This window comes from Sphingobacterium sp. UBA7249 (genome assembly GCF_002472835.1).
Classification (GTDB): Bacteria; Bacteroidota; Bacteroidia; order Sphingobacteriales; family Sphingobacteriaceae; genus Sphingobacterium; species Sphingobacterium prati.
In genome coordinates this window covers 147,914-170,766 of the sequence record NZ_DKST01000013.1, presented here as the reverse complement: position 1 = coordinate 170,766, position 22,853 = coordinate 147,914, and the positions used below count along the sequence as shown (strand labels likewise).

At 43.4% G+C, this 22,853-nt stretch carries 12 protein-coding genes; 11 read left to right on the top strand and 1 reads right to left on the bottom strand.

Going from position 1 to position 22,853, the window contains the following annotated elements; genetic code table 11:
- Window positions 1-16 precede the first annotated feature (16 nt).
- Complete coding sequence (locus B4A24_RS09755) at window positions 17-1,165, bottom strand: alginate lyase family protein (RefSeq protein WP_172395532.1); 1,149 nt, start codon at window positions 1,163-1,165, stop codon at window positions 17-19.
- A gap of 157 nt (window positions 1,166-1,322) precedes the next feature.
- Between B4A24_RS09755 and B4A24_RS09750 the strand changes: the two genes are divergently transcribed.
- The 11 genes from B4A24_RS09750 (at window position 1,323) to B4A24_RS09700 (ending at window position 22,849) form a co-directional block, all read left to right on the top strand.
- Window positions 1,323-1,922, top strand: coding sequence for an RNA polymerase sigma-70 factor (locus B4A24_RS09750; RefSeq protein ID WP_172395533.1), 600 nt, complete (start codon window positions 1,323-1,325; stop codon window positions 1,920-1,922).
- Between the two features lie 67 nt (window positions 1,923-1,989).
- Window positions 1,990-3,264, top strand: a complete 1,275-nt coding sequence (locus tag B4A24_RS09745) for a FecR family protein (protein WP_288808435.1) — start codon at window positions 1,990-1,992, stop codon at window positions 3,262-3,264.
- Window positions 3,265-3,514: 250 nt separating this feature from the next.
- Complete coding sequence (locus B4A24_RS09740) at window positions 3,515-7,054, top strand: SusC/RagA family TonB-linked outer membrane protein (RefSeq protein WP_288808436.1); 3,540 nt, start codon at window positions 3,515-3,517, stop codon at window positions 7,052-7,054.
- Between the two features lie 14 nt (window positions 7,055-7,068).
- Complete coding sequence (locus tag B4A24_RS09735) at window positions 7,069-8,835, top strand: RagB/SusD family nutrient uptake outer membrane protein (protein ID WP_293944582.1); 1,767 nt, start codon at window positions 7,069-7,071, stop codon at window positions 8,833-8,835.
- 70 nt (window positions 8,836-8,905) lie between these two features.
- Window positions 8,906-11,551: an alpha-L-fucosidase gene (locus tag B4A24_RS09730; RefSeq protein WP_293944580.1), complete on the top strand. Its 2,646-nt coding sequence runs from the start codon at window positions 8,906-8,908 to the stop codon at window positions 11,549-11,551.
- A gap of 94 nt (window positions 11,552-11,645) precedes the next feature.
- Window positions 11,646-12,527 carry an SGNH/GDSL hydrolase family protein gene (locus tag B4A24_RS09725; protein ID WP_288808439.1) on the top strand — a complete coding sequence of 294 codons (882 nt, stop codon included), beginning with the start codon at window positions 11,646-11,648 and terminating at the stop codon, window positions 12,525-12,527.
- 36 nt (window positions 12,528-12,563) lie between these two features.
- Window positions 12,564-14,405, top strand: coding sequence for an alpha-L-fucosidase (locus B4A24_RS09720; protein ID WP_172395539.1), 1,842 nt, complete (start codon window positions 12,564-12,566; stop codon window positions 14,403-14,405).
- A gap of 134 nt (window positions 14,406-14,539) precedes the next feature.
- Entirely contained in the window at window positions 14,540-15,823 is a 1,284-nt protein-coding gene (locus tag B4A24_RS09715) for a Gfo/Idh/MocA family protein (RefSeq protein ID WP_172395540.1), read from the top strand.
- A 254-nt stretch (window positions 15,824-16,077) separates the two neighbouring features.
- Window positions 16,078-17,088 (top strand): LacI family DNA-binding transcriptional regulator, encoded by a 1,011-nt coding sequence (locus B4A24_RS09710; protein WP_288808442.1) that lies wholly within the window; start codon window positions 16,078-16,080, stop codon window positions 17,086-17,088.
- Between the two features lie 194 nt (window positions 17,089-17,282).
- The gene (locus tag B4A24_RS09705; RefSeq protein WP_293944576.1) at window positions 17,283-19,868 is read left to right on the top strand and encodes an alpha-amylase family glycosyl hydrolase; all 2,586 of its coding nucleotides are present in this window, start codon (window positions 17,283-17,285) and stop codon (window positions 19,866-19,868) included.
- A gap of 11 nt (window positions 19,869-19,879) precedes the next feature.
- Window positions 19,880-22,849 carry a SusC/RagA family TonB-linked outer membrane protein gene (locus B4A24_RS09700; protein WP_293944574.1) on the top strand — a complete coding sequence of 990 codons (2,970 nt, stop codon included), beginning with the start codon at window positions 19,880-19,882 and terminating at the stop codon, window positions 22,847-22,849.
- The last annotated feature ends 4 nt before the right edge of the window (window positions 22,850-22,853 follow it).

The following is a 22,853-nucleotide window of genomic DNA, read 5'->3' as shown; positions in this document are numbered from 1 at the left end:
CGCTTTATTCCATGCGTTACTTGGTCGTATTGTCCGAATGCAAGTGTGCCGGCATTAGTGTCGGGAAGGTCCACGCAAAATGATTTTTTTTGTAGACCATTGGACGATAAATCGAGAGGTACGAATCAAATTGAGATGTATGATAAATATCCTTCATGGCTTCAAATAGATTGGAAGGCCAGACTCCTGCTGTCCTGTCCGGAATGTCAACATCAGGGTTCTTAAACCAAGGCCATTCTCTCGGGTGTTGATTGTAATAATATAAGTAGTCTATGGCCTGCTTGATCGATTTTCCATCCTTCTTGGCTGCAAACAAGTTTTCTCCGGTGGCATTGTATATGCACCACATGGAGGCTGTCAATGGAGCCAAAGAAAAGTACGTATACCATAAACCTTTCTCACCCCGTTTTACTTCTTCAATAAGATGGCCATCCGCTGCGATCTTTTCAAAAAGATCAGCCTTGATTAAGGCTACTGTAAAAGAAAGCTCTTTTTTGTCATCAAGAAAATTTGCCGAAAGTAGATTAGCAAATCTTGCCCAATCCGCAATATTATTTGGTCTTTCGCGCAAGAAATGTGTCGCTTTTTGATAGACCTTGACAGTCCAGGTTTTGAAATGATCATGGTCGTTCTTCGTCCAAAGAGGATCGTTTTTAAGTAATTCAGCCGCGATCATTAATCCGGCACCAGCATAAGAAAGTACAACGGGTCCGTCAAAATCAGAATATTTTTTATTGATTGTGGCCCAGGAGTTGATGAAATATAGGGCCTTGGATGCATATTTCTGCTCACCGTTTATTGTATAGGCTAAGGCGGTACAATAGGCCGCAAAAGCATCCGCATGGAGTTTTTTTGCCATGGCACGCTGGCCTTCTTTATCGCTGTAGAAACCAGGTACGCTAAAATCTTCGACAGCATGATGGTCGGTCAATAAAAGGGAGTCGGCCAGCATAATCAACTGCTTGTATGCAGTATACACCGGTTCGGACTTTTTGCTGATTTGGGATTTGACATCATTGATCTGGGTAATTGGATGCATTAAGGATTGGGCATGCCCATGTGAAGGTGAGATAAACAGGCCCGCTAGGAACAAAGTCAATCCTATTTTTAAAAATTGGGCAGTTCGGGCATAGAGGCCAGGAAATAAATAGATGAAATTTTGCATGGTTTTAAAATCGATACGTTTATGGATTGATTACGCAGCTATGGGGGGATTAGCTGCTGCAAATTAAGAAAAAAATACCACAAGTTTACTGGGATTCAGAAATTTGATTTGAATTATTGCAGCGAAGTAATTAACTTCATGCCTAGAATAATCAATTATGGACATCGATCAAAATCTGCTTGAGAAGGAACTCTTGTGCCAACTCCATCATGGAGATATGCAGGCCTTTGATATTTTGTATCATCGCTATAGCCAGATTATTTACGCCAATATTCTTAAGTTTCTAAAAGATGAAACTAGCGCTGAAGATTTACTTCAGGATGTTTTTCTACGTATTTGGGAAAATAGGTCAAAGATAGATCCTGAGCAATCTTTCGCAGCATTTCTGTTTACCTGTTCGCGTAATATTACTTTTAATTTCAAACGACGGCTGAAATTGGAGATGGAATCTGAGATCCAGCTCGCCTATGGGGCATCGGAATCCGAGAATACCATTGATAAAGTGCTGGATTCAAAGGAGGCCATGGCCTTGGTAGAAGACTTGTTGAGCAGATTGCCCAAACAACGCCAAAAAATATTCAGGCTATCTAAGCTGGAAGGTAAAAGCTATCAGGAGATTGCGGAAGAAATGGGTATTTCTATTGCTACTGTTCGTGACCATATTGTCAAGGCAAATAAGTTTATCCGAAGTGGTGCGCTGCAGGATAATGGCTTCTCAGCCTTGTTACTGATTCTGCTTCTCCATTCTGCGCAGTAAAAAAAATTTTTTTTAGAGCAGACCTTTATTCCCCGTAATGTGTATTTACTTTAAAAATACACAAAGCGTGGAGACCAATAAATCTAAAATAGACCAATTACTTCAAAAATATAAAGAAGGGAACTGTTCGCTTGAGGAGATCGAATGGCTACAGCATGCGCTTTCTACTGCTGATATCCATGATCAGGATGCCATCGACCAAGCCATAGTCGCTAATTTACTTCAGCCTTCTTCTGTAGAGAAAATGAGCCAATCCAGGCAGAAAATAATGCTTGAAAACATCAAAGAGCAAATTCAGCGGGGGACCGAAAATAGCGATGAGATAACGGATATGGGTGCAGAAAGTATGGTGCCGATGCAAAAGAAAACCATATTTTCTATACGATGGCCCTACTGGACTGCTGCGGCTTGTCTACTGCTCTTTGTTTTTTCAATGGTATTCCAGCGGCAGCAGAGGAGTCCTGTTCAGGTGGATAGCAACCTGGCTGGGATACAGGATACAAGGAAGGATATCGTACAGCCTGGCGGAAACCGTGCAACACTTCGTTTGGCGGACGGTACACTTCTGGAGCTCGATAAACATGCATCTGGGATTGTTATGGGCGAAAGTATTACTTACGAAAATGGGAAATCTATTGCTGCCGCCACATTAGGTAAACAGGGGATGACAGTAGATCCGAGCAAGGTTATGTTGGAGTTAACCACACCGCTGGGCGGGATGTACCAGATTACTTTACCTGACGGTACAAAAGTGTGGCTCAATGCGGCCTCTTCTTTAAAATACCCGATGAGCTTTGCCAAAAATGAACGAAAAGTTATCCTGCTGGGCGAAGCTTTTTTTGAGGTGACCAAGGATAATTCACGACCTTTCAAAGTGCTGAGTAAAGGACAGGAAATTGAGGTGCTTGGGACTGCGTTTAATGTAAATGCTTATCCTGAAAATACGACGATCAAGACGACCTTAATCACAGGGAAGGTTAAGTTATCAAACGATAATCATGCCACGCTGCCGATATACTTGAAACCGGGCCAGCAATCGACCAATACCAATAGCGGGAATATACGAGTTGCAAATGTGGATACAGCACCCTTCACTGCTTGGAAAGATGGCCTGTTTTATTTTGACGAAACACCGCTGCCGGACGCATTGCAGCAGATCGGTCGCTGGTATAATGTCGAAGTAAGATACAAAACCGAAGTGCCGCAAACGCATTTCTATGGTCGTATAAAACGGAGCAAGCCACTCCGGGAAGTACTCGAAGTATTGGAAGAAGGTGGACTGCATTTTGAGCTGAGCAAAAGCCAGGAAAAGAACATCTTATTTGTGATACCATTACAATAATAACCTTAAATAATGATGAAAAAAGAAATGATCATGGATTCTACCTAAGCTGGAGAAGGGTATAGGCAAGACAAAAAAGGGCAGTGCTGGGGGGCACTGCCTTGGATTGGATGCATATACTTACAAGTATTGCCCGAGGGCAAATTTTTGATAACCATTTATAAATAAATACAAACCGTACAAACATATGATTTTTTATCCATTTGTTAGGCTACACCCGTGGAGTTTAACTTTACGAAGTATACTGATTATGAAATTGATCGTACTCATTTCCTTGCTGACCACCATGCAACTGTTTGCAGAAGGAAATGCGCAGACCATAAACTTAACCGCTAAGCATGTGACCTTAAACCAGGTGATGCGCGATATCCAAAAACAGAGTGGCGTCAATTTTTTCTTAAATGGCAAGTCCTTGGCCCAGACTCGTTTGTCTGTCAATATACAACATGCCAAATTGGAAGATGCGTTAAACGCCATTGTAACGCCACTGAATCTGGAGTGGGTCAAAAAAGACGAGGTAATCGTGATAAAACCCAAAAGAAATCCGCTAAATCCCGACCGAAAGGAAGTCCTACAGCGGAACATTGGCGGTAAAGTCGTCAATGGCAAGGGACAGGCTGTTATAGGAACAACCATTATGGTGAAAGGAACCAATGTCTCCACGGTCACGGACCAAGAGGGAAGATTCACGATTCAGTTGCCTGCCGCGAATGGCACCTTGATATTTTCGAATGTTGGCTACCAACGCTTGGAAAAAAGTGTCGCCGCTGGAAATGACGAATTAACGATCGTACTTCAGGAGGAGGTAAGTGGCCTGGATGAGGTGGTTGTTGTGGGATACGGAAGCCAAAAGCGCGCAAATGTGATTGGCGCTGTATCCACAGTGAACGGAAGTTCAGTGGAAAACCGTTCAACGTCTACGCTTACGTCTTCCTTGGCTGGACTCGCGGCCGGCGTGAATGTACAGACCACAACCGGAAAACCGGGGGCAGACGGCGCTAATATCCTTATTCGTGGAAAGGGAACATTAAACAATACCTCACCCTTGGTGGTGATCGATGGTATTGTGGGATCCATGGATGCTGTCAATCCCAACGATGTGGAATCGATTTCGATTTTAAAAGACGCGGCGACGGCAGCAATTTATGGATCCTTGGGTTCGAATGGCGTTATTTTAATTACGACAAAAAAAGGGGGCAAAGGGAAAAATAATGTGTCCTATACGGGTATGGTTTCGATGCTACGGCCAAATAATGTACCCGAATTTATCACCGATTATGCGCAGCATATGCGCCTTGTCAATGAAGGCTTCAAGAATTTGGGACAGGCTGCTGTTTATACGGATGCCACGATCAATCTCTGGGAAGAAGCGAAGAGAAATCCGACGGGGTTAACCGAATTTGGTATTCCCAATGAAGTTGCTTATCCAAATACCAAGTGGGGCGATGTGCTTTTTGGACAACGTAAACTTTTACAAAACCACAACCTTTCCTTAAACGGTGGAAGCGAGAATACGCAATACCTCTTTTCAGTAGGTTATTTCAACAACCCGGGGACGATGCCCGAAACTGGGGCAGACAAGATACGTATGCGTATAAACTTACAGTCCAAAGTCGCCAAGTTTTTAACTGTGGGTACCCAGACCTTTGGCGATATGCAGAATTTGAGTGTGGCCGATGTGGTTACTGCATATTCCTACCTGACCCAAACTGTGCCCGGGGTGTATCCTTACTACAATGGTGTCTATGGTTTCCCGGCTGCTGCCGAAGAATCTGCGACCGCAAACAATGCCTTGGCTTTTCTAAATGGGATGGGTGGAAAGAACCAGGTCAATCGATTCAATACCACAATATTTGCGAAATTAAATCTAATGAAAGGGCTGGAGTTTGAATCAAAGGTAAATTATAACCATACGTACACCGAAACCAATTCCCATCAGGTTCCTTATGAAAAATGGAATTTTGCAACCAACAAATTGAGTACAGCGGCGCTATCGTCAGGACAAATAACAACGCAATATGGCATGACTAAGAGCTACAACGTCATCATTGATAATGTATTGCGTTATTCAGGATCATTTGGTAAACACGATGTGGGGGGGATCTTGGGGTATAATGAACAGTATTTTAACCAATATAATATTGGTGCGGCCAAACTGGGACTTGTGCATCCCGACTTGACGACATTTAATTCGGCGACAACAATGAGTTCCATTACAGGCGATGAGCTTGATTACGGTTTGCGGTCCTTTTTTGGCCGTGCCAATTATGCATACGACAATAAATACCTCGCTGAAGCGGTGGTACGGTACGATGGGTCATCGCGATTCGGAACCGCCAAACGTTGGGGCTTCTTCCCGGCCTTCTCCGCGGGGTGGCGTATTTCGGAGGAATCTTTTATGAGTCCGCTCAAATCCTTTCTGAATGATTTGCGGCTAAGAGCTTCATGGGGGAAAACCGGAAATAATGCATCTCCGGGTAATTACGATCATCTTCCGTCATATGGTACTGTAAATTACTCATTCAATAATCAGGCTGTCCGTGGTTTGGCGCAGACTAAATTAGGAAATGACCTGCTGCACTGGGAAACGACCACCACGACAAATGTTGGCTTTACAGCGACAGCATTGAAAAATAAATTGACAGTCGAGTTTGATGCCTATCGCGCTTACACGGATGGAATTTTATACGTCCCGACTATTCCTGCGACAACAGGGACGGCTACAGCAGCAACGATGAATATTGCCGAGGTCAGCAAACGGGGGATTGAATTGACTTTGGGGTATCAAGATAAAATCAGCGATTTTAAATATGGAATATCAGCCAACTTCGCCTATAATACCAATCAGGTAGAAAAATATAAAGGGGCATTGTCGGAGGGCTATGTCACTGATGCCGCAGGTAATCGGGTTTATCAGTCAAATATCGGTATGGTTTCCAACGGGGTAAACCAGCGGATTCTGGAAGGGCACGAAATCAATGAATTCTATTTGTATAATGTGTACCGTGGATCAGGAAACCATTTTCTAACGGATGGTTCCGTTGATAAAAATGGCGGGCCGCGCGATGGTATGATCCGCACCGAGCAGGATATGGCCTGGTTAAAGGCCATGGTCGCAGCAGGCTATTTGTTTCAGCCTGCCGATGGCATAGACCCTACCAAGATCTGGTATGGTGACCTGATTTATTCGGATATGAACGGGGATGGAATTTATGGAAATGTGTATGACCAAAAGTTTATGGGCAAAAGAGCAACACCGGCATTCAATTATGGTCTTACTATCAACATGGCCTATAAAGGATTTGATGCGTCTATGATCTGGTCCGCTTCTTCAGGCATGTCGTATTATTGGAATGAACTTTATCTCAATTCATCCATCGTCGCGCAGGGTAAATCGGTACCGGCATTGGTCGCTAACGACCATTATTATTATAATCTTGCGAATCCCGCGGATCCCAACAATCGGATCGATGGTTATTATCCACGCTTAAAAGGTGTGACTGATGCACAGAACGGACGTACCAGCGATTATTACTTGTATAATGCTTCTTTTGTGAAGCTGAGAAACCTTCAGTTAGGCTACACCCTTCCTGAAAGCTTAGCAAGCCGTTTCTCGATCGCTAAACTCCGGATTTATCTAGCTGGCGAAAACTTGCTGACATGGACAAAGTTCCCGGGACTGGATCCGGAAATTGGGCCGGCAAGCAACGACCCCTCGTTGATCAACTCTTCTGTTGTAAACTATCCAACGATGCGCCAATATTCACTGGGTCTAAATCTTACCTTTTAATCCGAATGAGAACAATGAAAAAGATGAAAAAAATTCTGGCGATTGTATTGCTAACAAGTATAGTGGGGTGTAAAAAAGATCTTTTGGATACCTCTCCGTATTCATCGGTCTCCACGGCAACGATGTGGACAACCGATAATTTAACAGATTTGGGCGTTGCGGGAATCTATAGTTCCTTTCGACTCTTAATGGGGCATAGCGGACTGATTTCGCCTTATGAGCTCTATCAATTTGACCGTTTCTCCTATACTGGGCAAGCACGTTTTGATGAGCCCTTATTGACAGGGACCATCACTGCTGGAGATCCCTTATTTATGAATGTCTGGAAGATCCAATACGAAGGTATTCAGCGGGCAAATGACGCCTTGAAGAATATTCCCATAAAATCGCCTTCAACAGCAGAAAAGAAAGCTAAATATATAGCCGAAGCTAAATTTCTACGTGCTTACTTTTACTTTCGACTCAATCAACTCTACAAAGGAGTACCTATTTACCTTGAACCTTTTACGGCGGTCGAGGCTATCAAAGGACGTAGTTCGGAAGATGAGGTCTGGAATCAAATATTGGCTGACTTGAACGATTGTATTGCGGAAACTAATTTTCCGGATCGTTATCCCGCGGGCAATGCGAATTATGGACATGCAACAAAGGCGGCTGCTTATGCCTTACGGGGTAAAGTGTATCTCTATCGAAAAGATTGGGCAAAGGCTGCAGCTGATTTTCAAAAAGTAAAAGATGCTGGACATACACTCTTCGCTGATTATAAAGCTTTGTTTAAGGAAGCCAATGAGCAATGTCCTGAGATGATTTTTTCCATTCAGCATCGGAGTGAGTCAGGCTATGGAAATAATATGCAATTGTTTTGCGGTTGGCCTTCAGTCTATTCGCGGGGCTGGAATTATTACATGCCTTCACCACATTTGGTCGATCTCTATGAAAATAATGACGGTTCTAAATTTGATTGGGATAAAATCATTCCCGGATACAATAGTTTAACTGAAAATGAAAGGGAGGTCTTTTTTCTACGCAACAACCTCACGGAGGCCGAGAAAGCGGCTGCGGCATTGAGAGGAGCAAAGATGAGCCTATATCTGCCGCAAGGTAATGAAGAGCGTATCAAAAAAGCCTATGAAAACCGTGATCCTCGTTTGCAGGCCAATGTCGTGACGCCTTATTCGACGTTTAGGGGCGCCTATAATTTTACCAATGTGGAAAGTCTTCAATTTATGCGCTGGCCATTTCGTGGACAGGCACAGGCAGATGGCGATATTCAGAGTGATACACAGATCAATTTCTTTTATTTCTACCGAAAATTTGTTGCGGAAGGAGTCAATGAGATTGTCGATCGCAATTATGGCCCTATCGATTTCCCGGTTTTCCGTTATGCTGATGTCTTATTGATGTGGGCTGAGGCGTTAAATGAAGATGGGCAATTGAATGAGGCCATTGCAAAAGTCAACGAAGTACGGCAACGAGCTGGCGTCGCGCTGTTAAATTCAAATGTTGCAACGGCTGTTGGGGGGAAGGATGACTTACGCCTGCGTATTCGCAATGAACGTCGTGTCGAGTTTCCGAATGAAGGAATCAATTATTTCGATGAATTGCGCTGGGGAACATGGAAAACGACCGTATTTCAGACAGGCAATGGACGTAAGCAGGTCTGGGGGACAAATGTCGGAAATTATAGCTATAAAGGCGACTTCTTGAACGTATGGCCTATTCCGACCTCAGAAATACAGATGAACGTGAACCTGGTGCAAAATCCGGGCTGGATCGACTAGTTTTTTGTAAAATAAGACCGGGGAAAGCGCTATCTAGGCTTTTCTCCGTTCGATATAAACTGAACCTAATATGATTGTTTTTAGATATAGCCTATACGTTATTTATTTTTTGAGCTTTTTTTCTCCATTTCTTCTGCGTGCGGATACAAGTGATATCGTAAAAAAAGGATTTGATTTAGCCGAACGACAGTATGCATTACTGTATCAAGGTCATAATGACCTGAGTAAATATCCGCGATCGGCAGATCGCAATGGGAAACCAACTTTTACGGATATTCGGGATTGGACCGGCGGTTTTTGGCCGGGCTGTCTCTGGTATGTTTTTGACTATACCGGTGACGATAATTGGCGGAACGCAGCATTAAAATGGACGAATTCATTACGTCAAAATCAATTCAATACCAATCACCACGATATTGGTTTTGTCATGAATTGCAGTTATGGCAATGCCTATCGGCTTACTGGTGATACAACGTTCAAAGCGATTTTAATCCAGAGTGCTAAATCCTTGCTGACACGGTTCAATCCCAAGGTAGGTGCTATTAAATCATGGGACGTATTTCCTTCCTGGGACGGTAAACATACCTATGAGTTTCCGGTCATTATTGACAATATGATGAATCTGGAGCTGCTTTTTCTGGCTTCGAAACTTTCTGGCGATCCAATCTATCGTAATGTGGCGATCAGACATGCCGAGACTACCCTGAAAAATCAGTATCGTCCGGATTTTAGTTCGTATCATGTAGTCAACTATGATCCGGACAACGGCCGAGTATTGAGCCGGGAAACAGCGCAGGGTTTTTCGGACAATTCTGCTTGGGCACGAGGTCAGGCATGGGGACTGTATGGTTTTACGGTGATGTACCGCGAAACGAAAGACCAAAAATATTTGGAGGCCGCAGTAAAGATGGCAGATTTTTATCGCAACCATCCGCGACTACCTGCCGATAAAGTACCCTTTTGGGATTTTGATGTCAATCAGCCTGGCTTTGTGCCGCGCTGGGATTATCGAAAAGCTGATTTTCAGACCATACCGCGTGATGCCTCTGCAGCTGCAATAACAGCTTCGGCACTGCTTGAACTGGTGGATTATGTACAGCCACAACAGCAGCATACTTACTTAGCGCTGGCCGAAACGATCCTGCAGTCGCTAGGCTCTGCGAAGTATTCCAGCAAGGTCGGAGAAAATGGTTTTTTCATTTTAAAACACAGTGTTGGCAGCATCCCGCATAAAGGGGAGATCGATGTGCCGTTGGTATATGCAGATTATTATTACCTGGAAGCAATGATGCGCTGGCACAAACATGTTGATGAATCAAAACAGCGGATGATGCAGGAATGGAAAGCGATGAATGTACAGAAGGCCGCAGCCCTAGCCGATTTTCGACATCAAAAATTCGGCATGTTTATCCATTGGGGACTCTATGCAATTCCGGGAGGCGTTTGGGAGGGGCAAAAAATAGAAACCTTGGGAAGTCCGAGTGTGGCCGAGTGGATCCAGTTGGTGGCCAAAATTCCACGGTCCACTTACGCGGATCTAGCGAAGCAATTTAATCCGGTATCATTTGATGCCGACGAAATTGTGAAGATGGCAAAAAATGCAGGAATGAAATATTTGGTGGTCACGAGTAAGCACCACGATGGTTTTGCCATGTATGACTCCCGGATCAGTACCTTTAACGTTGTGCAGGCCACGCCGTTCAAAAGAGATGTGATTCAGGAACTGTATGATGCATGTATACGACATGAGATCGACTTTGGCCTATACTATTCCCATAATATTGATTGGAAAGACGGTAGTGACGCACAGTATGCTGTAACGAAAGCACAGCATGACATGCTAGACAAAAAAACTGATGCTTTTGGGGCAAACCTTTGGGACCCCAGTGCCAATTCCTTTGCTTCCTACTTGAATGAAAAGGCTATTCCACAGGTTCAGGAAATCTTACAACGTTTCAAAAAATTAAAATATATCTGGTTTGACATGCCTGGATTGATGACCGAGGAACAGAGTTTTCGTTTTTACAAAACGGTCTATGACATCAATCCAAAGGTCATCGTCTCCGAACGAATTGGCAATGGTATGGGAGATTATGCCATTCCGGGTGATAATCGTATTCCAGTGGATAACAAAGCGTTCAGCAGTCCCTGGGAAGCCATCGGTACATTCAACCATTCCTGGGGCTATAAATCCTATGATCAAGATTGGAAGTCGATTGATGAGCTGCGGTATTGGCTCTTGGAGATCTGCAGTAAAGGAGGAAATTACATGCTTAATATTGGACCTGATGCAAAGGGGGAGATCGCTGAGCAGGTTAAGCAAAATCTTAGTATATTGGGAGACTGGCTTCAAACCAATAAGGAAGCTGTATTCAACAGCACAACTTGGGTAATACAGCGTGAAGGACCTACAACAATACAGATTACAGATACCGAACAGCGGGAAAGGGAAGGATTTAAAGCTGCTTTCACAGCGTCCGACTTTTGGTTTACCCAAAAAAAGGGTGTTGTATATGCATTTGCGATGGTAGCGCCTCGTGATGGAAAAGTAAGGGTACGTAGTTTAAACCGAAATAAAGCTAAGATCCGATCTGTCGAGATCTTAGGGGCAGGCAAAGTCAATTTTCGTCAGGATAAAGAAGGACTGCATCTCAGCCTGCCGAAAAAATTGCATGGCAGCGCCTTGGGATATACCCTGAAAATTAAATTAACTTGAATGAGGATGTTCACTATATGACATGATAAACTTAATGCGGATACAATTTATTTACTTTTTGCTACTAGGCCTTTTGAGCATAAGCTATTTGTCCGTGCGGGGACAAGTTCGCCACAAACCAGAAATATGGGATGCTGCTGGCCCCATACTTTTTTTAGGAAATAGTATTACGTATTCTGGTCAGTATGTGGCGATGACGGAGAGTCTGCTATTGACTAGCCATCCTAAAAAGAGCCCTATCTTTTGTAATCTAGGCTTGCCCAGTGAAACTGTATCAGGTTTGAGCGAACCGAATCATGCGGACGGTAAGTTTCCCCGGCCCTGTCTCTTTGACCGGCTTGATCATGTATTGGACAAAATCAAGCCTGAGGTGGTGTTTGTCTGTTATGGTATGAACGATGGGATTTATCTTCCTTTTGATTCTAGCCGCTTTGAGGCATATAAAGTTGGGATTTTACGCTTGCACGAAAGGTTGCAAAAAGCGGAGATAAAACGTATTATTTGGTTGACACCACCCGTACACGATGATCTCAGGCTGCGGACCGCTGGATACAATCAGGTATTGGACCGTTATGCCGATTGGTTGATGGCTGAGGCTGTTAAAAACAGCTGGGAAATAATAGACCTGCATTTTCCGATGAAAGGATACCTGGAGCAACAGATAAAGGTGGACAGTACATTCAAATTGGCTACAGATGGTGTCCATCCTGGTACCTTGGGGCATTGGTTGATGGCCAAGGCTATCATCGCCCACCTGCTCCCTAAAATGGTGCTTGAGCCTACTTGGGACGAGCAGTTAAGTCGCTATGCAAAGCTAGAACGACTTTATCCTTTGGTGCTGAAACGCCAGACCATCATGAAAGATGCCTGGCTGACGCATACGGGGCATAAGCGGCCTGGTATGACGAAAGGGCTTCCGATGGCACAAGCGTATAGGTTATATCAGGAGATAAAAAGTAAAATTGCTGATCTCTGATCCATTCCAACTGAACTTTTATGTACAAAAAATAAAATGATGAAAATTAACTTTATTAAATGGAAATGCGCGGCAGCACTGGGAATGTTGCTGTACATGACCGAGGGATCATTTGCCCAAACCAAGTCAATACCTTATGAAGGTGTATCCGGATGGGCTGAAAGCCAGGACAAACGCATGGCATGGTTTAAAGAAGCACGTTTCGGACTCTTTATTCACTGGGGTTTATATAGCGCTGCCGGTGGTAGCTTTGAAGGAAAACGATATCCACAGCACTATGCCGAGTGGATACAAACCTGGGGTAAAATTCCTAGCAAACATTATGCGGAAGTGTTAAAGCCAAAATTTACATTACGTTCTTTTGATCCGAAGTACTGGGCTCGCCTGGCTAAAAAAACAGGAATGAAATATATGGTATTGACTTCGAGGCATCATGAAGGCTTTAGCCTATTTAATAGCCAGCAACCCTATGCGCTGAATAATGACATTACAGGCAGCGCTAATCTGTCACCCAAGGGAAGGGATTTATATAAAGAGATCATGACAGCATTCCGTCAGGAAGGACTGAAAGTGGGGGCCTATTATTCGCTGTTGGATTGGCAGCATCCAGATTCCTATGAAGCTTTTAGTTTGAACCCTAATCCTGAGCATCATCAACCGGATCATAACCGCTACAAGGATTACCTCTATGGACAGATTAAAGAATTAGCACAAAATTACGGGAGATTGGATGTGCTCTGGCCAGACTTTAGCAGCAAAAAGCATCAGGGAGAGTCGTGGGGAACCAAACGCATCTTGACTGACCTGATCAAATGGCAACCCGATATCATTATCAACAACAGGTTTTGGGAAGGGTTGGAGAACAAAAACGGAGATATCGGAACGCCGGAAAAATATATTCCACCGACAGGCTTGCCCGGTATGTACTGGGAGGTGAGCCATACCATGAACGAAAGTTATGGCTATAGTGCGCATGATCAAAACTGGAAAAGCTTCCCTAAAATCATGCAGTTATTTGTGGAAACAGTCAGCAAAGGCGGTAATTTTCTCCTAAATGTAGGTCCTGACGGCGATGGTGCTATCCCGGAGCCGGCAATTAAAATTATGGAGCGCATAGGAGATTGGATGCAGATCAACAAGGATGCCATTTATGGGTCGACGGCAAGCCCGTTTCAGGCGTTGGATTGGGGCTATTGTACACAAAAAGAAGGTAAATTATACATGCTTATATTTGATCGGCCAGCCAGCGGAAATATAGATCTGCCAATCAAAAATAAAGTCATCGCTGCTTATGCATTGGCCACGCCCAAAGCTAAATTGAAGGTTGTAACGAATAGCGGAAAGCCCGTGATTCCGGTAGATACTTTTGCTATTGAAAAGGGACCAAAGGTCATTGTTGTTGAAATACAAGGAAAACCAATTGTCGAGGAAAGTTTAACGCAGACTCAGGCAGATGGGCGCATCGTGATGAACGCAAATAATGCAAAATTGCAGGAAGGCAAGAGCCTGAAAATTATTGGCGCACATACCCATGACCCAAATCGCCCCAATGCCATAGGTCAGTGGAAAGACCTTGTGGACAAAGTTTTTTGGGATATCAAAATTCAAAAACCAGGTAAATATCGTGTGCTTGTCAATTATCTGCCGAATGCAAAACAAAGCGGGAAGGTAGTGCTTTCCATACTTGGGCAGAAGCTTCCATTTATTTTGGCTGCAGAAAATGGAACAGGATTTAAAGAAGCTGAAATGGGAACGGTAGAAGTATCGCAGCAGGTTATCGGCGAACCGAGTACTCGGGTTATTTTACAGGCAACTACAATTGAAGGCGATGCATTGCCTGAAATTGCATCCATTAACTTGGTCCCAATAAAAGAGTGATTACTCAATATGAGCACCCCAACAACTAATATTAGATCATCTCAGGATCGTCCTTATATAAAATTTTTGGCTATTTACCTAGTTAAAGTATTAAATAGGGGAGACGCCTGACCAATAAGAAAAAATGTTAACATATGAAAAGAAGAGAATTTATTGCTAAAGGAATTGTATCTTCCTTGGCTTTTACCATTGTTCCGCGCGTCGTGTTGGGCGGGAATGGATTCCTTGCGCCAAGTGACCGTATTAATCTGGGCTTTATTGGAGTTGGAAAACAGTCTTACACCTTGATGCATGGCCTTAATAATTGTAGGGAAATCAATACATTGGCAGCCTGTGATGTAGACCGGAAAAAATTGCAGGCATTTATTGCAGGGACAGCAAAAAAACAGATTGAATTGGGCCGATCGCAAAGTACGGTGACCGCCTATCACCATTATCGGGAACTCTTGCAACGGAAGGACATCGATGCGGTTGTCATTGCAACACCAGATCATTGGCACGCCCAGATTGCTGTGGACGCTGCAAAGGCAGGAAAGGATATTTACTGTGAAAAACCCCTGGCACTCACAATTGCTGAAGGGCGTGCCATGGTGGATGCGACCCGCAAATACAAACGCGTATTCCAAACAGGAAGTATGCAGCGTTCATCTTTCAATTTTAGGCAGGCAGCAGAATTGGTTTCCAATGGATATATTGGAAAAATAAAAGAGATTAACGTTGCTGTAGGTGAGCCGGTCAGACAATGTGATTTGCCTTCAATGCCAGCACCGGAATATTTGGATTGGGATATGTGGGTTGGCCCTTCGCCTTATAGAGGATATAACCCTATTCTGAGCCCGCCGATCGAGGATGATAAATGGGCGTGGTGGCGTGGCTATCGGGATTTCGGTGGTGGCTATATCACCGATTGGGGGGCACATATGTTTGATATCGTGCAATGGGCATTGCGAATGGATAATTCAGGACCAACGCAATTTATTCCTCCCAAACAAGCCAATAGTAACAGTGGGCTTTCGTTTATCTATGCCAATGGGGTTAAAGTCAACCATGTTGCTTGGGGGGTACATAATGCTATTCAGTTTATCGGTGAAAAAGGTAAGATTGAAGTAAGCAGAGAATTTATCCGTTCGAACCCGGAAAATTTGGCGAATCTTAAATTGACATCTGCAGATCGTCGTCTGTATTACAGTGATAATCATTATCAGGATTTTGTGGATGCCATTAAGAAAAGAAGCAAACCGATCTGCGATGTGGAAATCGGCCATCGTACAAGTTCTGTGTGCAACGCTATAAATATCGCGTACGAGCTCCAGAAAGATCTCAAGTGGAATCCGCACAAAGAAGAATTTGATAATGAATATGCCAACCTAATGCGCAGCCGTCCGTATCGAGGGGAGTGGGATTTTCATAAGTTTTAAATAAACGGATAATATAAGCTTTCGAAAACAAACGGGTAAACAGCCTCGTTTTGATTCACAGCCTCAGTAAGAAAACTACTGAGGCTGTTTTGGTTGCTGAAAAACATAACATATGACCGATAACCATCGTTTTGAGTTTATTGAAAATAGATGATAAATGAACGTACAGGAAAAAAGAAAATTTGTTATTGTGGAAAGATAATTGCTTTATTTGCATAAAGCAATTATTAAGTGCAGCAAAGGAAACCACCGTTATGTCTCAATTAACAATCGTCGATCTGGCCAAAAAATTAGGCTTATCAAAATCAACCGTTTCCCGGGCATTTCGGGACAATGTGGACATTAACCCTGCGACCAAAGCCCGCATCTTGGCAATGGCTGAAGAAATAGGCTTTTCCCCAAATGTGTATGCAAGCAGTCTCAAGGCCAACAAAAGTCTAACGATAGCGATTATCATTCCTGAATTTGGAAATAAGTTTTTCTCACAGGCGATCAAGGGCATAGAAGCTGTAGCGCGATCCAAGGGCTATCATACCCTGATTTATGTGACCGATCATCAGGTGCAAAATGAAGCTTCTATTGTGCGTTCGCTGGCCAATGGGCGGGTGGATGGTGTTATCATTTCGGCTTCGGGTGAGGGAAAAGACCATTCTCATTTGCAGCTTTTGGCAGAACGGGGAATACCTGTTATGTTTTTTGACCGTGCTTACGACGACTGGAAGGGGGGATACGTTACGGGCAATGATTTTGATTCTGCTTACCTGGCAACCAGGCATTTGATCCATAATGGTTGCAAACGGATTGCTTACTTAGCGATTAATCCGAATGTTTCCATTGGTAAGGTACGTAAAGATGGGTATGAGAAAGCTCTAAAAGAAGCTGGGATACCAATCCATCCAGAACTTATCTTGGACACAGTCAACGACGCGGAACAAAATATGCAGGATATTGCCACTTTGATCAAAACAGAAAAACCAGATGCAATATTCGCCTCCGTTGAGCGTTTAGCGATTTCCAGTATCCGCGTCGCTAAGCAGCTGGGGATCCGAATTCCGGAAGATCTCAAGATCATTTGTTTTTCTTGTCTGGATATTGCCGATCTGATTGATCCAGCACTCAGTGTGGTAAAGCAACCTGCTTATGAAATGGGCGAATTAGTAACAAAATACCTCTTGGATAAGATGGATGATCCTACTAATGCTAAGTTTGCTAATTCGGTTTACCTTGATTCCCAGCTTATTTTTCAAAAATCTAGTCTTAAATAAGAAAAAAAATATTTGTTTTTTGTTATCCCATTATTTAGCTTTGGTTACTTTTCGGGAACATTCCCGAAAAGTATTTAAATAATCAATTTGTATATAATATTGGATAGGGAATCCAGAAAATCGCAAAGGCGATTTCTTTTTTCTTTGATTTCGGGAACGTTCCCAATTCAATATCCAATGAAAGCTAATTATCGATGGGGAAGCATATCACGCGTTTAATAGGGTATCTCTGGATGGTTGTCCTATTATCATCATGTGCAAATAAAAAAGATATCGTTGATACTGAACAGCCGTCTGTAATTGAGCAGCAAGGGACTGGTCTCGTCAATCTGTCTTCTCCATTTCTCTTCTGGGACAGGGAAATTACCCTGCAATTTGATCTTTCAAAAGGAAACGCCGCATTAAAAGGCAGTACAGCAGATCTGTACCTACACGCCGGATTGATCGCTGTCAATGGTAGCGAATGGCAACATGTAGTGACAGACTGGTCAAAGAATGATATCGCTTACAAATTAAAATTTATAGCTTCCGGACTGTACTCGTTCACATTTACACCCGCCAAATTTTTCAACCTGAGCAACGCTGAGGGCTTTGGTCAGCTAGCATTTTTGCTGCGCAATGGTGATGGATCATTGGTTCAACGAAATCAGAATAATTCGGATTTATTTCTACCCCTGGTGGCAGACAATGCGCAAGCAATTCGTTTTGTGTCGCCTATGCTGCAGCCCACAGATCCAATTACGACGGAGCAGATGTATGCCGTTGGCGATAATCTAAAATTGGGCGTTCAAGCAACCCAGTCCGGAAAAATCAGTATCTGGGACAATGGCCTGGAAATCGCTGAGTCCAGTGCTGCAAAGTCGTTAGAAAAATCTATTAGCCTTCAAAGCGATGGTCTACATGAATTTGAGGCACGCTTTGAAGCGAACGGGAAGGTAGCTACAACTAAAATAGCTTTATTTGTACAGACTAAACCAGCAATTGCAGCGCTTCCAATAGGAGTTAATCCTAATGGGACGACGATCAATAAGGAAAAAGGACAGGTTAGTTTTGCGTTGACTGCGCCCTTTAAAAACAGTGTGTATCTATTGGGTGATTTTAATGGTTATAAAGCACTGCCGGCCCATGCAATGAGTCAGACTCCGGATGGTAAAACCTGGTGGGTGACTATATCCAATTTAGATTTCTCCAAAAAATATACCTACCAGTTTTTGGTCGACGGTCAGCTTTATATTGCAGATCCTTATGCCGAACTGATTCTCGATCCGCAAAACGATCCGGCTTTGGGCCGGACAAGTACTATGTTGCCCGCCTATCCCGAAGCAGCACACGGAATTGTGGGGATATTGGACCTCGCAGCGAAGCCGTATTCCTGGAAGATCGACTCGTTTACCAAACCCGCACAAGGTGATTTGGTGATTTATGAACTTTTGGTGCGTGATTTTGTCAAACATCATCAGTATACCACACTCAAAGATTCCTTAACTTATTTAAAACGCTTAGGGATTAATGCGGTTGAACTGATGCCCATTCAGGAATCGGAGGGGAATTCAACCTGGGGATATAATCCTTCTTTCCATCGCGCTCTGGATAAATATTATGGATTGAAAAATGACCTGAAAGCCTACGTAGACGCTTGTCACGAAAACGGTATTGCTGTTATTCTGGATGTCGTTTTTAATCATGCTTTTGGTCAGTCTCCACTTGTGCAGCTTTATGTTGAACAGGGAAATGTCGCCGGCAATAGCCCTTGGTTCAATACCGTTGCCAAGCATCCGTTCAATGTGGGCTTCGACTTTAACCATGAAAGTGGCTACACCCAAACTTTTGTCAAGGATGTGCTGACCTATTGGATGCAAGAATATAAAATTGATGGTTTTCGGTTTGACCTATCCAAAGGGTTTACGCAGAAAAATTCAGGGACTTCAGAAAATGACTTAAGCGCCTGGAATGCATACGATGCATCCCGTGTAGCCATTTTGAAGCAATACCAGCAGCATATCCGTGGCATAGATCCCTCTTGTTATATTATTCTTGAACATCTCGGTGGAGATCAGGAAGAAATGGAGCTAGCACAATCAGGCATGCTGCTCTGGAATAATATGAATGTTGTCTTCAATGAAGCTGCAATGGGATGGAATGCAAATAATGGATCGGATCTAGGTAGATTGTTTGCCTCAAACCACGGTATGGCACAGCCCTCTTTTGTGTCGTATATGGAAAGCCATGACGAACAACGACTGTTGTTCAAATGCCTGAATTATGGGAACTCATCGGATAGCTATACGATCAAGAACTTGAGTACAGCGCTCAAACGTATGGAATTGGCGGCCCTGTTTTTATTGGCTTCGCCCGGTCCCAAGATGATTTGGCAGTTTGGTGAATATGGCTATGATGTGTCTATCGACGAAAATGGCCGAACCGGAGAAAAACCGCTTTTATGGAGTTATTTGCAACAAGACGACCGTAGGCAGCTCTTTGAGACCTATGCGAAACTCATACGCTTTAAAACACGAAATAACATCTTTCAAAATGGAAATATCATTGTCACAGGGGTAAAAGACGCGATGAAGTATTTTCTATTGGAAAAGGATGGGCAACAAGTAGGGGTACTTGGTAATTTTGGGGTGGAAAATGCAACGTTTACATTACCACAAGCACTACAGGGGCAGTGGGTGGACAATTTTACGGGGAAAGAGCTCAACTGGTCCAGTCAGTCGACATTGAGCCTTTTGCCGGGACAATACCAATTGATAAGCAAAACAAAACTAAATAAATAAACAGTTATTTTATGAACAAACAGCTATTACGTCCATTTTGGGCTCTGAACATGCTACTCGGGGTGAGCGCTTCGGCATTTGCCCAACAGGCTACGCTTCAAGGGCGAGTAATGGACCAGAAAGGAAGTTCCTTGGTCGGTGCCACAGTGCGCTTCGAGGATATTCAAAAATCGCTGTCTACCAATGCGAATGGGGATTTTAGCTTGGATAGACTGCAATCTGGAAAATTGCGTCTGAAAGTAAGCATGGTCGGCTATGCGAGCTTGGATACGTTGATCCAAGTGAAGAATGGGCAAAATCCGTTAACCTTATACCTGAAATCCAATACAAGTGCATTGGAAGAAGTTGTTGTCATTGGTTATGGTACGCAAAAGAGAAGTGAGCTGACGGGATCGATCAGTACGGTGACTTCCAAGGACTTTCAGAAGGGGCAAATTTCATCTCCAGAACAGCTTATTGTCGGTAAAGTCCCTGGTGTGCAAATTACCACCAACGGCGGACAACCGGGTGCCGGAAGTACAATCCGTATCCGTGCTGGAGCTTCGCTGAATGCCAGCAATGATCCACTGATCGTTGTTGATGGCATTCCATTGGCGGGCGGATCGGTATCCGGCGTAGCAAACCCACTGAGTTTGATTAATCCCAGTGATATCGAAACGTTTACCATTTTAAAAGATGCCAATGCGACGGCAATCTACGGTTCAAGGGCTTCGAATGGGGTGATTCTGATTACCACAAAAAAAGGTAGCCGTTCAGGAACACAGATCAATTTTTCGACACAAAACTCACTCGCCACTGTAGCCAATAAAGTGAAGTTGCTCAACGCAGATCAAATCCGTGAATACGTCAACACCAACGGCAGCGATGCCATGAAAAAATTGTTGGGAACAGCCAATACCGATTGGCAGGATGTGATCTATGGCAATGCATTTACCACAGACAACAACGTTAACATCGCTTCTAAAGCGGGTAATATGCCTTACCGGATTTCGGCTGGATATATGAACCAGGATGGCGTGCTGAAAAATGATAACCTAAAACGGACAACAGCTGCATTGGCTTTGACCCCAAAATTTCTGGACAATCACCTATCCTTAGATGTGAATGTGCGTGGTACTTGGTCAAAATCTAAGTTCGCAACACAGGATGCGATTGGATCGGCTATTCAATTTGATCCGACACAGCCCGTTTATGTGGAGGATAAGAACAGCTTTGGGGGCTACTATGAGTGGATTCAAGGCGGGAAACCTAATCCGAATGCACCACGCAATCCACTGGCACTGCTGGATCTGCGCAAAGATAACGGAGATGTTTTCAGAAGCATTGGAAATGCAAAGGTTGATTATAGTTTCCATTTTCTCCCTGAGTTGCACGCCAACTTAAATGTGGGATATGACTTGGCCCGCTCAAAAGGGAACACATTCACACCGGCAATAGCTGCGCGTAACTTCAATGAAGGTGGTGAAAGAACCCAGTATAAAACAGATATCAACAACAAAACGCTTGAGTTTTACCTAAAATACGATAAGGAATTACCTGCAATAAAAAGTAATATAGACGCAACATTAGGATATGGTTACTATAAAAACAGTAGTAAGGTCTACAATTTCAACCGGACCAACGCTGAGGGAGATAAGATCCTAAATGAACCTACGCGGGCTTTCGACAGACCCGAAAACTTGCTGATATCGTATTATGGTCGTTTGATCTATACGTATGATAACCGTTATGTGCTTTCTGGAACATTGCGTAGCGATGGCTCATCACGTTTTAGTCCAGATAACCGTTGGGGATATTTTCCATCTGTCGGATTTACCTGGAGAGCAAAAAATGAAGGCTTTTTAAAGGAAGTAGCAGCTGTATCGGAATTAAAACTTCGTTTAAGTTATGGAAAAACAGGACAACAGGATGGTATTGCCAACTATTCTTACTTGCCTAATTATACCATCAGTGGCAATGAATCCATGTATCGCTTCGGAGATGAGTATTATTACCTGAATTCGCCAGTGGCCTATGATAAAGATATTCGCTGGGAGAGCACGACAACCTACAATGCCGGAGTTGATTTTGGCTTCGCCAACAATCTATTCTATGGTAGCATAGACTATTACTCGAAGAAGACTAAAGATCTGCTCAGTACCATTCCAGTTCCTGTAGGATCCAACTTTAGCAACTTTTTGCTGACCAATGTCGGTAATATGGAAAACCAGGGATTGGAGTTTAACCTACACTACGTTCCTGTAAAAACAGAGAATTCATCGTTGGATCTCGGATTCAATTTGACGTATAACAGAAGCAAAGTGACCAATCTGACGCAAAGTGATGATCCAAATTTTATCGTCGAGACAGGTGGTATCCGTGGCGGAACAGGTGGAAATATCCAGGCGCATAAGGTGAATTTCATGCCCAATAGTTTCAATGTTTTCCAACAGGTGTATGATGAGCAGGGGCGTCCGGTTGAAGGTGTCTACGTCGATCGTAATGGGGATGGTGTGATCAGCGATAACGATCGTTATCTGTATAAATCACCTTTACCGAAGTATCTTTTGGGCTTTACAGCGGCGTATAGTTATAAAAAATGGTCCGCAACAACCGTATTGCGTGCCAACTTGGATAATTATGTGTACGACAATGTCTCTTCCAACCTAGGCAGTGGTGCAAATGTCAACGATCAGGCGGTTATGGTTATCAACAATGCGCCGGTGGACTTTTTGAATACTAATTTTCTACTCAAACAGTTACAAAGTGATTATTACATCAAGAACGCCTCATTTTTGAAAATGGATAATGTCAATCTGAGTTATAACCTTGGAAAATTTATCCGTAATAGTAATGCCTCGATGTCTATTTCTGCAACCGTTCAAAATGTGTTTACCATCACCAAGTATAAAGGGGTTGATCCGGAAATATCCAATGGTATAGATGACCGGTTCTATCCTAGACCAAGAACCTATGTATTGGGTGTAAATGTGAGTTTTTAAACGA